Origin of the sequence: Paraburkholderia flava, from assembly GCF_004359985.1 — a bacterium.
GTDB lineage: Bacteria > Pseudomonadota > Gammaproteobacteria > Burkholderiales > Burkholderiaceae > Paraburkholderia > Paraburkholderia flava.
In genome coordinates, this window is record NZ_SMRO01000001.1 from 504,700 (window position 1) to 517,067 (window position 12,368).

General features: G+C 63.2%; 13 protein-coding genes. 9 read left to right on the top strand and 4 right to left on the bottom strand.

Annotation, left to right across the window (positions count from 1 at the left end):
* Positions 1 to 7: 7 nt before the first annotated feature.
* The 4 genes from kduI to kdgT form a co-directional block, all read right to left on the bottom strand.
* Positions 8 to 844 carry a 5-dehydro-4-deoxy-D-glucuronate isomerase gene (gene kduI / locus E1748_RS02220; RefSeq protein ID WP_133645515.1) on the bottom strand — a complete coding sequence of 279 codons (837 nt, stop codon included), beginning with the start codon at positions 842 to 844 and terminating at the stop codon, positions 8 to 10.
* 291 nt (positions 845 to 1,135) lie between these two features.
* A complete protein-coding gene (locus E1748_RS02225) occupies positions 1,136 to 2,602 on the bottom strand; it encodes a glycoside hydrolase family 88 protein (protein WP_166653493.1) in 1,467 nt (488 codons plus the stop codon).
* Between the two features lie 136 nt (positions 2,603 to 2,738).
* Positions 2,739 to 3,164, bottom strand: a complete 426-nt coding sequence (locus E1748_RS02230; RefSeq protein ID WP_133645517.1) for a nuclear transport factor 2 family protein — start codon at positions 3,162 to 3,164, stop codon at positions 2,739 to 2,741.
* Positions 3,165 to 3,431: 267 nt separating this feature from the next.
* A complete protein-coding gene (kdgT, locus tag E1748_RS02235) occupies positions 3,432 to 4,454 on the bottom strand; it encodes a 2-keto-3-deoxygluconate transporter (RefSeq protein ID WP_240766257.1) in 1,023 nt (340 codons plus the stop codon).
* 334 nt (positions 4,455 to 4,788) lie between these two features.
* Between kdgT and kdgR the strand changes: the two genes are divergently transcribed.
* The 9 genes from kdgR to E1748_RS02280 all read left to right on the top strand — a co-directional run bounded on the left by kdgR (position 4,789) and on the right by E1748_RS02280 (position 12,356).
* Positions 4,789 to 5,646 (top strand): DNA-binding transcriptional regulator KdgR, encoded by an 858-nt coding sequence (kdgR, locus tag E1748_RS02240; RefSeq protein WP_133645518.1) that lies wholly within the window; start codon positions 4,789 to 4,791, stop codon positions 5,644 to 5,646.
* Between the two features lie 131 nt (positions 5,647 to 5,777).
* Positions 5,778 to 6,653, top strand: a complete 876-nt coding sequence (locus E1748_RS02245) for an AraC family transcriptional regulator (protein ID WP_133645519.1) — start codon at positions 5,778 to 5,780, stop codon at positions 6,651 to 6,653.
* An 87-nt stretch (positions 6,654 to 6,740) separates the two neighbouring features.
* The gene (locus E1748_RS02250; RefSeq protein WP_133645520.1) at positions 6,741 to 7,661 is read left to right on the top strand and encodes a PhzF family phenazine biosynthesis protein; all 921 of its coding nucleotides are present in this window, start codon (positions 6,741 to 6,743) and stop codon (positions 7,659 to 7,661) included.
* On the top strand, positions 7,661 to 8,176 hold the full coding sequence (locus E1748_RS02255) for a RidA family protein (protein WP_133647199.1): 516 nt from the start codon (positions 7,661 to 7,663) through the stop codon (positions 8,174 to 8,176). Before E1748_RS02250 ends, E1748_RS02255 begins: the two co-directional genes overlap by 1 nt.
* A 37-nt stretch (positions 8,177 to 8,213) precedes the next feature.
* A complete protein-coding gene (locus tag E1748_RS02260; RefSeq protein WP_133645521.1) occupies positions 8,214 to 8,966 on the top strand; it encodes a transporter substrate-binding domain-containing protein in 753 nt (250 codons plus the stop codon).
* Positions 8,963 to 9,619 carry an ABC transporter permease subunit gene (locus E1748_RS02265; RefSeq protein ID WP_133645522.1) on the top strand — a complete coding sequence of 219 codons (657 nt, stop codon included), beginning with the start codon at positions 8,963 to 8,965 and terminating at the stop codon, positions 9,617 to 9,619. The genes E1748_RS02260 and E1748_RS02265 overlap by 4 nt, the downstream gene beginning before the upstream one ends.
* Positions 9,616 to 10,344 (top strand): glutamine ABC transporter ATP-binding protein GlnQ, encoded by a 729-nt coding sequence (gene glnQ, locus E1748_RS02270; RefSeq protein WP_133645523.1) that lies wholly within the window; start codon positions 9,616 to 9,618, stop codon positions 10,342 to 10,344. Before E1748_RS02265 ends, glnQ begins: the two co-directional genes overlap by 4 nt.
* Before the next feature lie 49 nt (positions 10,345 to 10,393).
* Positions 10,394 to 11,578, top strand: coding sequence for a serine hydrolase domain-containing protein (locus tag E1748_RS02275; protein WP_133645524.1), 1,185 nt, complete (start codon positions 10,394 to 10,396; stop codon positions 11,576 to 11,578).
* Positions 11,579 to 11,666: 88 nt separating this feature from the next.
* Positions 11,667 to 12,356, top strand: coding sequence for an alpha/beta hydrolase (locus E1748_RS02280; protein ID WP_133645525.1), 690 nt, complete (start codon positions 11,667 to 11,669; stop codon positions 12,354 to 12,356).
* The last annotated feature ends 12 nt before the right edge of the window (positions 12,357 to 12,368 follow it).

A 12,368-nucleotide genomic window follows, 5' to 3' on the forward strand; every position in this document is an offset into this window, starting at 1 on the left:
GTTTCGCTCAGCGGAGATCGGCGACCGCGACATGATCCATGTCCTTGAACACGAGGTTTTCGCCGACCATCCCCCAGATGAACGTGTACGCACGCGTACCAACGCCCGAGTGAATCGACCAGCTCGGCGAGATCACCGCCTGCTCGTTATGCACGAGGATGTGCCGCGTTTCGTGCGGCTCGCCCATCATGTGGAAGACGGCTGCATCGTCGGTGAGATTGAAGTAGAAATAGACCTCCATGCGGCGCTCGTGCGTGTGGCATGGCATCGTGTTCCACAGGTTGCCTTCGTCGAGCTTCGTCATGCCCATCGACAGCTGGCACGTCTGCAGCACCTCGGGCACGATGAACTTGTAGATCGTGCGGCGGTTGCTGGTCTTCGGATCGCCGAGCGTTTCCGGCGATGCGTCCGCGAGCGTGATGCGACGCGTCGGGTACGACGTGTGGGCCGGCGCGCAGTTCAGATAGAACTTCGCGGGCCGCGTCGCATCGACGCTGCCGAACGTGATCGCCTGCGCGCCCTGTCCGATGTACAGCGCCTCTTCGTTGCCGATGTCGTGACGCTTGCCGTCCACTTCGATCCAGCCCGCGCCGCCGATATTGATCGCACCCAGCTCGCGGCGCTCCAGCAGATAGTTCACGCCGATCGCCTTGCCGAGCGCGGTCGATACCTCGACGGGCCGCGTCACCGGCAGCGCACCGCCGACGATGATCCGGTCGATGTGGCTATACGTGAGTTTCAGCGCGTTCTCTTCGAACACGCTCTCGACGAGAAACTGCTTGCGCAGTCCCTGCGTGTCGAGCGTACGCGCATGCTCACTGTGGATGCTTTGACGGACGTCCATACGATGTCTCCGTGGGAAAGGGGCGCGGCCTGTTTGTGCGGGTACGACTGCGTGAATCCCGGCCGGTATGGCGCCCATTAAAACATAGATATGCAAATTTCGGAACAGCATTCCGAATTCACCGAAATGCCCCCGCGCGAAGAAGTCTCGCCTCTGTTTTTCAGAAAAATTCTGATAGGAATGGAGCTTGAGAATGCGAAATCCAGTTCCGCATTCTCAAAGCCCTCGAGCAACATCTATTCGTCGCCGCGACAGGCTCCACACCGGACGACAAGTCGCTGGCGACCGGACTTAAGGGTGTACCGCCAGTTCCTGAATACTCACCCAGTCCCCCTGGTTGCTGTACGCAGTGGCGCCGGTCACGGTCAGTCTGACGTAGCGCACGTTCGCCGCGTTGAACACGTCGAACAGCGTGGTCCCGCCTGCCTTGTTCGATGTGCGGTCGACCAGAGTCGTATAGCTGACGCCATCGGTGGAACCCTCAATCTTGTATTGATACGCACGCGACAGATAGGGCGTGAGTTCGGTACGCGTGATGGTCTTGACGGCGCCAAGGTCCACACGCACCCATTGCGGATAGCCCTGTGCGGCCCAACGATTGGTACCGGTCGTAATGCCGTCCACCAGGTGGGTGGCTTCATTGCCGGTTTGCTGCGACGAATACGAGACCGGCGCATTGAGGGCGTAGTCTGCCGGTGGGCTCGGCGCAATCCGGCTGAGTTCGCTACCCGCTCGCAGGACGAGCCCCACACAGAAATCAGACGACGACGTGGCCGTCGCCGTTCCGGGTGCGGCCCCCTCGGGCTGACAGTAGCCTAGTGCGCCTGTCGATTTCACCGCAGTGGAGACAAGACCCGACCATGCGGACTGCAACGCGGTCGCATATCGCGGGTCCGTCAGAAGGTTCATCCGGATACCGACAGCGAGGCCGTAGGTGAACGCAGCCGTGCCGGTCGTTTCGGGACCGCCGTGGTCTAGCGGATCATCCAGGTTCGAGTTCCAGAAGCCGTCGCTGCGTTGACGGCTGACCAGCGCCGCCGCCATATCGGTGAACACCTGTTTGTAGACCGAATACTCCGGGCTTGCGGGCGACAAGGTCGAGAGCGTCCGGGCCAGCGATGCGAACACCCAGCCGTTCCCGCGCGACCAGTAGATCTTCTTGCCATTCGGTGACTGGTGACTCGGCCATGTAAAGGTGCCGTCCCGATACCAGAGGTGGTCGGTGGTGTCGTACAGCTTGAGCTTCGTCCGGGTGTAGTCGAACATCTTGTACATGTGCCCGTGATAATCGCGCTCGCTGTTGCCCAACCGGTTGCCGAGTTCGGTGAAGTCGTTCATCTGCATGTAGATCGCGTCCACCCACGTCCACGCCCCGATATTGTCTGCATCGACCATCGCGTTCGTCTGCGCGACCAGGCTCGCGAGATCGCTGGTGTCCGAACTCAGATGGAGGTATTCCTGCCCTACTGCGTACTTGTTGGCATTCGTCGTGGTGGTGCCGCCGTTGATCAGCCATTTCAGGCTGGCGGCGTGCTGCTGCATGTACGTTTGATAGTTCGCGTTACCCGTTGCATCGAATGCATCGGCCATGCCGATGTACAGCACACCCGCAGCCCAGTCGTTGTTCTCCGGGTTCGGGTGAGCGCTGATGAAGTTGTCCGCCACCGAGCTGACCGTAGCCAGCACTGCAGCGCGCGAAGGAAGTGCGGCGTGCACCGAGGTCGCCCCCAGTACCATGCTCAGGCACCAAACAGTCATTCCCCATCTTTTCATGTCCGCTCCCTTGATGTTGGGCAGGCCGCGTGGCCTCGCCGCGTCTTCACAATCAGCTCTACTTCAGGAACGCGCGCTGAACGACACGCGCGGTTCGTATCGATCGGGTCAGCCTCGCTGCTTAATGAAACCCCTGCCGCGCGAGAAGCTTCCACGCGCCATGCTCTTTCTGCCAGACCATCACCACGTTGAAGTTGACCTCGTTGACCTTGCCTTCCGAATCGACGGTGCCGGAAAAGTGGTCGCGCACGACCGCCGCGTCGCCGGTGACGGCCGTCGTGCTGTTCGTCAGATCGATCCGTCGATACTTCGTCTGTCCGCTCGCAATCACCTGGACGAATTCCGACTGCGTCTGCAGGTGACCGTCGGAGTGGCCGTACGACAGCGTCGCGGCGGTCAGGTCTTTCATCTGTTGTCCGTTGCCCGCGATCATCGCGGCGCTGAGGCGCTGCACGGCGTCGTTGACCGCGGTTTCGTCCGCGGTACTCGCGAACGCATTCGAACTGAGCAGCACGCCGGCTGCGATAGCCAACACGATTTTCTTCATGAGCAATCTCCTTGAGGATCAAAAGCACGATAGAAAGATGCGGTCGGCCACTGCGCCGATGCACCCGATGACATGTGACGTCGTACGCCTTAAGCGAAGCGGGGACGCACGTTGAAACCAGAAACACGAAAGATAAGGACGTGACGGGACCGGGCACCTGCTTCAATCACAGGGCCCGTCGACGGTCAGACGCGGGTGGTCGTTAAGAAGTGATGCGACAACCGTGGAGCGCCTCGTCGCACGCGAAGAGGTCGCTCCCTGGCTGTGTCAGACGTGCACGTCCCGTTCGCCGAGCGGCTGCGGTTGCAGGTTCGACGCATTGAGATTCGGCGTCGTCCCGTGACGGGCATGATGCCGCTTCACCCACAACGCGGTGAGAATCGGCACGAGAATCGCGGTCACAAGACAGGCCGTTGCGACCATCGCCGTTGCGGCCGGCACCAGCGGTTTGAAGCGCGGAATCATCTCGCCGATGATCGCCGGATTCGCCACCGCAGCACCCGCCGTCGACGATGCCGCGAGACCCGCCGCACCGTTGCCGCGACCGATCCAGCGGTCCACGAGAATCAGCGGAACGCCTGTGATGACGATCACCGAGAGGCCGAGTATGAGGCCCGGGATACCACTCGTCAGGATCACGTTCAGATCGATGCCGTTACCCAGCGCGAAGCCGAAAAACGGAATCAGCGGATGCACGCAGCGGCCGAACAGCTCGCGCATGTCCTCGTCGATATTGCCGAGCGCGAAGCCGATCAGGAACGGCAGCACCGCGCCGACGAACAGCCGCGGCTCGAAGAACGCCACGCCGGTCGCGCCGAGAATGATCATGCTGATGAGCGGCCCCGATTCCACCGACATCAGCACGAACGCGCCCGCCTCTTCCTTCGTGCCGTACTGCTGCATCACGGCCGCGTAGAGACCTCCATTCGTCATGTCCATCGACGTCGTGATCGCGAGCACCGAGAGGCCCGCGAACAGCCCCGCCTTGACCCCGTCGATCGGTATGAAGTGCGACGCGATGATCGTCGCGATCCACGCGACGATCATCTTCGTCACGAGCAGCGTGCCCGATTTGCGCAACACCACGCCGGTTGCGCGCAGATCGATCGTCGCGCCCATGCAGAAGAACCACACCGCGAGAATCGGCACCGTGCCGGCGATCAGACCGTTCGTGAACGATCCGAAGTATTTCCCCGCGCCGGGCGCGAACGTATGAACACAGGCACCCAGCAGCAACGGCACCAGCATCAGCCCGCCAGGAATGCGGTCGATGGCCTTCTTTAGCTTCATGTCTCCTCCGTGGACTTGGCGTCCAGTTACCCGGCATCTACCGGGAGTAATATCGCGTCCGTCGTCAGACGACTCCTCTTTTGGCGCAATATAGCATCGGTTCAGGAACGCCGTTCCATTTATTTAAATGCAAACGGATCGTCGTTTACCCGAGGAATACGCGAAACCCTTTCCGGCTCTGGTTTGGCGGTACAATATTTTCGGATCAATGTTCCAGATTTAAAATCCGCACGACTACTAGCGACGGGTGGGCCCGTCCGGAAGATCGTGCGGCACCCGGTGTGCGCGATGCCGCTGGGCATCAGGCATCGAGTAACGACAGGGAATGACGACAATGACGACAATCGGCGGGCATCGCAGGGACGACGCCATCGTGGAACGCACCGACGGCAACGACAAAGGCGAATCGGCTTCGTCGATCGGCCGGGTCTTCGCGATCCTGGGTGCGGTCGGCGACAGCGGCGAGATCGGCATCAGCGAGTTGTCGCAACGACTCGGCATGTCGAAGACCACCGTGCATCGCGTGCTGCAGACACTGAAGGTGCTCGGCTACGTCGTGCAGGAAGCCGAGACCGAACGCTACCGCCTCACTATCCGGCTGTTCGAACTCGGCGCGAAGGCGCTCGAGAGCGTGGACCTCGTGCGCGAGGCCGACGTCGAGATGCGCCAGATCGCGCAGGCCACGCGCGAAGCGATTCACCTCGGCGCCTTCGACGACGACGGCATCATCTATATCCACAAGATCGACGCCGATTACGGACTGCGGATGCAGTCGCGGATCGGCCGCCGCAATCCGCTGCACAGCACGGCGATCGGCAAGGTGCTGCTCGCGTGGATGGATCCCGCCGATGCACGCGAGGTGCTGTCGCACATCGAACTGCGCCGCTCGACGCAGAAGACGCTCGTGTCCGCCGAAGCCGTACTGAGCATCCTGCCGCGCGTGCGCAACCAGGGCTACGGCGAAGACAACGAGGAACAGGAAGAAGGTCTGCAATGTCTCGCGGTGCCGGTGTTCGACCGCTTCGGTCGCGTGATCGCCGGCCTGTCGATTTCGTTTCCGACGATGCGCTGCGGCGCCGACACGAAGTCGCACTACATCGAATTGCTCAAGCAGTCGGGGCTCGCGATTTCTGCGCGGCTCGGTTATCGCGAAGCGGTGACGCCGGAGCCCGTGGCTGTCGAGCAGACCTGAAGGACTGAAGCCCCCGCCGTTTTTTTGCGCTGCTATCCTCGGTGCATTCCGTTCGTGCTGCATCGGCACCGGCAACCCGGCCGGCCCCGCCATCGGCACGACATCCTTTTCCACCGCATGGGAGTACCGCCATGCTCAGATCGTTCATCGACCTCTGCCAGCCGGCCAACAAGGATCGGCTAGTCGCCGCCGACGACGGACACGCGACGCTCACCAGCGGCGGCACCTATGCGATGCCGTGGCACTGGCACGACTGTCTGATGTTCATCCTGCCGAGCCACGGCGCCGTCGAGCTTCGACATGAAGACCGGCGCGCGGGCACCTGGCTGTCGCAGGATCGTTTCGCGGTCGTGCCGCCGGGGCGCGCGCATCAGACCCAGGCAGGATGCGCGACGCACACGCACGTCGCCGTCTACGTGACCGCCGATGCGCTGCATCGGCTCGACGTCGGCGTCGGCTCACTCGGCGAATTCCGCCGCCGCACGCGCACACCGATCCTCGTCCGACGGACCGCCGCGATCCGCTCGTTGCAGGAACTCTCGCTGCGTCACGACATGGGCACCTACGGCGGTTCGACGATCCGTCATGCGTTGTCGTCGGCGTTACTGATGCAGTGCATTGGCGAGGTGATCGCCGGCAAGACGATGCCCGGCACGTCGCCGGGCGAACACGGCATGGCGCTCGTCGCCGATCTCGAAGCGTTCGTGACCGGTCATGCCGATCAGGACATCCCGCTCGATGCGCTCGAAGAACGCTTCGGCATCTCGCGCCGTCACATCACGCGACTGTTCCGCGCGGGCACCGGTCTGTCGATCGGCGAGTACCAGCAGCGCAAGCGTTACGAGAACGCATGCCGGCTGCTCGCCGAAACCGATCTACCGATCGGTGAGGTGGCATTTCGCGTCGGCTTCGAAAGCGGCGCGGCACTCGCGCGCGCGATGCGCCGCCTCGGCGGCCACTCCCCGTCCGACCTGCGCACGACGATGGCCCGTTCGGCCAAAAGTTAGGGCCCGCCCGAACGCGCGGCAGACCGTCGATCTCCGTAATCTGACCGGATAGAAACACATACGCCGGTCAGCGGTGGTCATACGGTCATGTCTCAGCGTCGTGCAGTGCAACCCGTCGAACTCGTCAGCGTTTTCGCCGCCGGTCCCGGCGGTGGCAACCCCGCGCCGATCGTCGTCGACGCCGACGGCATGTCCGATGCGCAGATGCAGGCGGTCGCGCAACGCTACGGCCATGAAAGCGGCTTCGTGCTGTCCGCCCCACCAGGCTCCGGCTGCGACTACGAGTTTCGCTTCTGGGTGCCGAACCACGAAATGTCGATGTGCGGACACGCGACCGTCGGCGCGGCGTGGCTGCTTCATCGAAGCGGACGCCTGCAGCACGACCGGCTAACGGTCCATACCCGCAGCGGCCGGGTCGAGGTGCGCATCGATACGACCGCGTCCGACACCGCCGCCGTCGAAATCTCGCAGCCCGCCGGTCACATCGAACCGCTGCCCGACGCGCAGCGAAGCCGCGACGATATTCTCGACGTGCTCGGCATTAAGGCCGCGCAGCTCGCGCCGTGGCCGATCCAGAACGCGTGGACCAGCCGCGTCAAGACGCTGATTCCGCTCGCCAGCCCCGCCGATCTCGACGCACTGCAGCCGCGCTTCGACAGAATCGAAGCGCTGTGTGCGCGGATCGGCTCGACGGGCCTCTACCCTTACGCGACCTCCGATGCCGATCGACAGATCTTCGACGCCCGGCAGTTTCCGCGCGCGTCGGGTTATCCGGAAGACGCGGCCACCGGCATCGCCGCTTCCGCGTTGTCGTTTGGGCTCCTCGCCAACGGCATGGTCGAAGCGTCCGGGCGGACCATCACGATCTGTCAGGGACGCGCAATGAAACGTCCGTCGCAGATTTCACTGCGATTCAATGTCGACTCGCCGCTCGACGACGGTCGACCGAACGGCTGCTGGCTCGGCGGCCCGGTGCGCTTCGAGGCGCAGGCGGGAGCGTCATCGTGATGACCTCGGCCGATATCGTCAACCGGCTTGCGCAGCTGGGTCTGACGCTGCCGCTCACGCCGTCGCCGCGCGGCGCGTATGTGGGCGCGGTGATTCACGACGATATCGCTTACATCAGCGGCCAGGTCAGTCGGGTCGGCAATGAAGTTATCGCGGGGCCGGTCGATCGCGACACGCCGCACGATGTCATCCGGCACGCCGCGCGAACCTGTGTGCTGCGCGCACTGAGCGTGCTCGTCGCGACGATGCCGGCGTTGCCTACGAGCGCAACCGTCGAACGCATCCTGTTCCTGCGCGGCTTCGTCAACGCAGTGCCGGGCTTCGCGAATCACAGCCAGGTCATGGACGAAGCGTCCGCGCTGCTCCATGAAATCTTTGGCGACAGCGGCCGGCATGCGCGATCGGCAGTCGGCGTCGCGAGCCTGCCGGGCGGCGGGCTGCTCGAAATCGAACTCGTCGTCGCGTTGACGCGCGCACCGCAGCAGCGTCCAGACGAACACACCGCATCGACATAACAAACACCGTGCGCCATCACTTACCGTGGAGACAACCATGAACCGTCGTCAACTGCTGCAACTCGGCCTTGCTGCCGCGCCTGCGATCATCCTGTCCCGCTCCGTGCGGGCCGCCGATGCCGAACTCATCGTCGGCTCGAACGTCGGCGCCCCGCCATTCGCGTTCAAGCAGGGCGACGTCTACACCGGCTTCGACGTCGAAGTCTGGAACGAGATCGCGAAGGGAATGAACCGTAAATGGCGGATGCAGCCGATGGAATTCGGCGCGCTGATCCCGGCGCTGCAGACGCACAACCTCGACGTCGTCGTCTCGCAGCTCTTCATCAAGCCCGAGCGTCAACAGGTGATCGATTTCTCCGATCCGTACTACAAGAGCGGCCTGATCGCGGTGACCCGCAGCGACAACACGACGATCCATGCGCCCGCCGATCTCGCGGGCAAGGTGATCGGCACCGAGACCGGCACGATCGCCGTCGACTACATCAAGGACCACATCAAGGACGCGAAGCTCGAACAGTTGCCGAGCATCAACAACGCGCTGCTCGCGCTGCAGGCCGGGCGCACCGACGCGGTCGTCTACGACAAGCCGGCGCTGCTCTATTACGCGAACACGGCCGGCAAGGGCAAGGTGCGCGTCGTGCAGCCGCCGCTTGAAGGCCGCGACGTCGGTATCGGTTTTCAGAAAGGCAGCCCGCTCGTCGCCGCCGCGAACGTTCAGCTCGCCGCGATGAAAGCCGACGGACGTCTGAAGGCGCTCAACCGCAAATGGTTCGGCGAGGAAGCGTCGTGAGTTTCGACTGGGCAGCCGTCTTTGCTGCGCTGCCGGACCTGCTGCAAGGTCTGCGGCTCACGCTGCTGATCGCACTGGCCGGGCTGGGCGGCGGCGTCGCGCTAGGCATCCTCACCGGCGTGACGCTGACCTACGGCGGCCGGATCGCCGTCATCCCGGCGCAGATCTATGTCGCGTTGATTCGCGGCACGCCGATCGTCGTGCAGGTGATGTTCGTCTACTTCGCGATGCCGATCATGATGAACCTGCGCATCAGCGCGACGAGCGCGGCGATCATCACGCTGATCGTCAATTCGGGTGCGTATAACGCGGAGATCATTCGTGGCGCGCTCGACGCCGTGCCGCACGGACTGCGCGAAGCCGGTCTCGCGATGGGCCTACGGTTTCGCACGGTGCTCGCGCACGTCGTCGCGCCGATCGCGTTCCGGCGCGCGCTACCGGCGATGGGCAACCAGTTCGTCAGCCTGGTGAAGGACACGTCGATTTTTCTGGTGATCGGGGTCGGCGAACTGACACGACGCGGCCAGGAAATCATGGCCGAGAATTTTCGCGCAGTGGAAATCTGGACCGCCGTCGCGGTCATCTATCTGATTGTGATCAGCCTGCTCGCGCTGGGTCTGCGCGTGCTCGAACGGAGAACGCGCCTGCCATGAGCATGATCGAATTTCAGCAGGTGTCGAAGCATTTCGGCCCGCACGTCGTGCTGCATCCGCTCGATCTGTCGATCGAACGCGGAGAAGTCGCGGTGATCGTCGGGCCGTCCGGGTCCGGCAAATCGACGCTGCTACGCTGCATCAACGGACTCGAGACGATCAGCGGCGGCGACCTGCGCGTCGACGACATCAGCGTGCTCGGTTCCGCGCGCGACATCCGGCGCATCCGGCTCGAAGCCGGCATGGTGTTTCAGCAGTTCAATCTGTTTCCTAATCTCACCGCGATGCAGAACGTGATGTTCGGACCGATCCGTGCGCGTGGCCGTTCGCGTTCGGAGGCGCGCGACATCGCCGCCGCGCTGCTGCAGAAAGTCGGCCTGGCCGAGCGGATGAATCACTACCCGTCGCAGCTGTCGGGCGGTCAGCAGCAACGCGTCGCGATCGCGCGAGCGCTTGCCGTGCAACCGAAACTGATGCTGTTCGACGAACCGACATCGGCGCTCGATCCGGAGCTGCGTCAGGAAGTGCTCAAAGTAATGCAGACGCTGGCCGGCGAAGGCATGACGATGGTCGTCGTCACGCACGAGATGGGCTTTGCGAAGCGCGTGGGTTCCCGTCTGCTGTTCATGGAAGCGGGCCGCGTGGTGCACGACGGCAAGCCCGTCGAGATGCTGTCGACGCCGCCGGGCGAACGCTTCCGCGAGTTCCTGCAGCACGTTCATTGATGCGCTTGCGATTCAGCGCGATCGCTTTCCACGGGAGTTTGCAGCCGCCATGATTTCTTCACGCTTCGAACGCGACTACGGTTTTCGCCGGGACAATGTCCGGCTCGGTAACTGGCGCGATGCGCCGTGGAATGTGTGGGCGTTTCGTCACGTGCACGAATTGATTCCGACTGCGCGTATCGCTGCGACACCGGGTCTTATCGAAGAGCCCAAGGTCGATGCGGACGCGTTGACCGCACACGAATTCGTGCATGACGGTGAACGCCGCACCATCGCGGCGACGCTGCGGCAGACACACACCGATGCGCTCACCGTGATGCGCACCGGCCGCTTCGTCGCCGATTTTCATGCGCCGAACTTCACGCTGCAAAGCCGGCACATCCTGTTCTCGGCCAGCAAGTCGATTGCGGGACTGCTTGCGGGGATGCTTGTCGGCGACGGTCTGCTCGATCCGGACGCGCCCGTCGTGCAGTACGTGCCGGAACTCGCGGAGTCGGCGTTCGGCGATGCCCGCGTACGGCATGTGCTGGACATGCGTACCAGTCTTGCATTCAACGAGGACTATCTCGATCCGATGGGCGATTTTGCTCGCTATCGACGTGCCGGTTTGCTGGATCCGCGGCTCGACGGCGTGCCTGAGGAAACGGTGATCGGGTTCATCGCTTCGCTGCGCAAAGGCGCGAGCGAACACGGCGGTCCGTTCCACTACTGCTCGCCGAACTCGGACGTGCTCGGTCTGCTGATCGAGCGTGCGTCGGGCGAACGTTATGCGGACTTCGCGGTGACGCGTCTATGGCAACCGCTGGGGCTGCGGCACGACGGCTGCGTGACCGTCGACCTCGTGGGCACCGCGCGTTCGGGCGGTGGCCTGTGCATGACCGCGCGCGATCTCGCGCGCGTCGGCGAGATGGTGCGTCTGGGCGGGGTCGTCGATGGACGCAGACTCGTGTCGGCTGACTGGATGAAAGAGACCGTGTCCGGCGGCGACGCCGATGCCTGGCGACGCGGCAGTTTTGCGGACTGGTTGCCGAACGGCAAATATTCGAACAAGTGGTATCAGGTCGGCAACGCGAGCGGCGCGTGCTTTGCGATCGGTATCCATGGACAGTGGCTCTACGTCGATCCGTTGCGCGAGACAGTCATCGTCAAATTCTCGTCGCAGCCCCAACCGACCGACAACTATCTCAAGCACCTGAACCTCGCGCTATTCGAAGCGATTGCGACGATGACGTAACTCGATTGTTCGCTGCTCCGATTCCTCCGGTACGACATACCGCGCGCAGTATGATGGGCGCGCGGTACCCAACCTCAAAGGAGCAATCATGTCAGGCAATCCGACGATCATTCTGGTACATGGGTTCTGGGGCGGCGCAGCGCATTGGAGCAGGGTCATTCCCGAGTTGGCGCGACGGGGTTTCGAATCGATCCGCGCGGTCGAGATCCCGCTCACGTCGCTTGCCGACGATGCCGAGCGCACCCGAAAGATGATTGCGCAGCAGAGCGGTCCGGTGCTGCTGGTCGGTCACTCGTATGGCGGCGCTGTCATCACGCAGGCCGGCAACCAGCCGAACGTGGTGGGCCTCGTCTACATCGCGGCGTTTGCCCCCGATGAAGGCGAAAGCCCCGGCGGTATCACGCAGCAGCACCTGCCCGCCGCAGCCGCAAATCTCGCCCCCGACAGCGACGGCTACCTGTGGGTCAAGCCCGAGAAATTCCACGAAAGCTTCTGCCAGGACCTGACCGCCGACGAAGGCCTCGTGATGGGCGTGACGCAAAAGGCCCCGCTCGCCAGCACGTTCGGCGACACGATCAGCGCGCCGGCATGGAGGAACAAGCCGTCGTGGTATCAGATTTCCAGTGAAGACCGGATGATTGCGCCCGAGAATCAGGCCAGGATGTCAGACCGCCTCAACGCGAAAAAAGTGATCACGCTTGCAGCTAGTCATGCTTCGCTTGCGTCGAAACCGGTTGAGGTCGCGGCGTTTATTGAGGAAGCGGCCAGAGCAGTCTAACCGTAGCGTAGC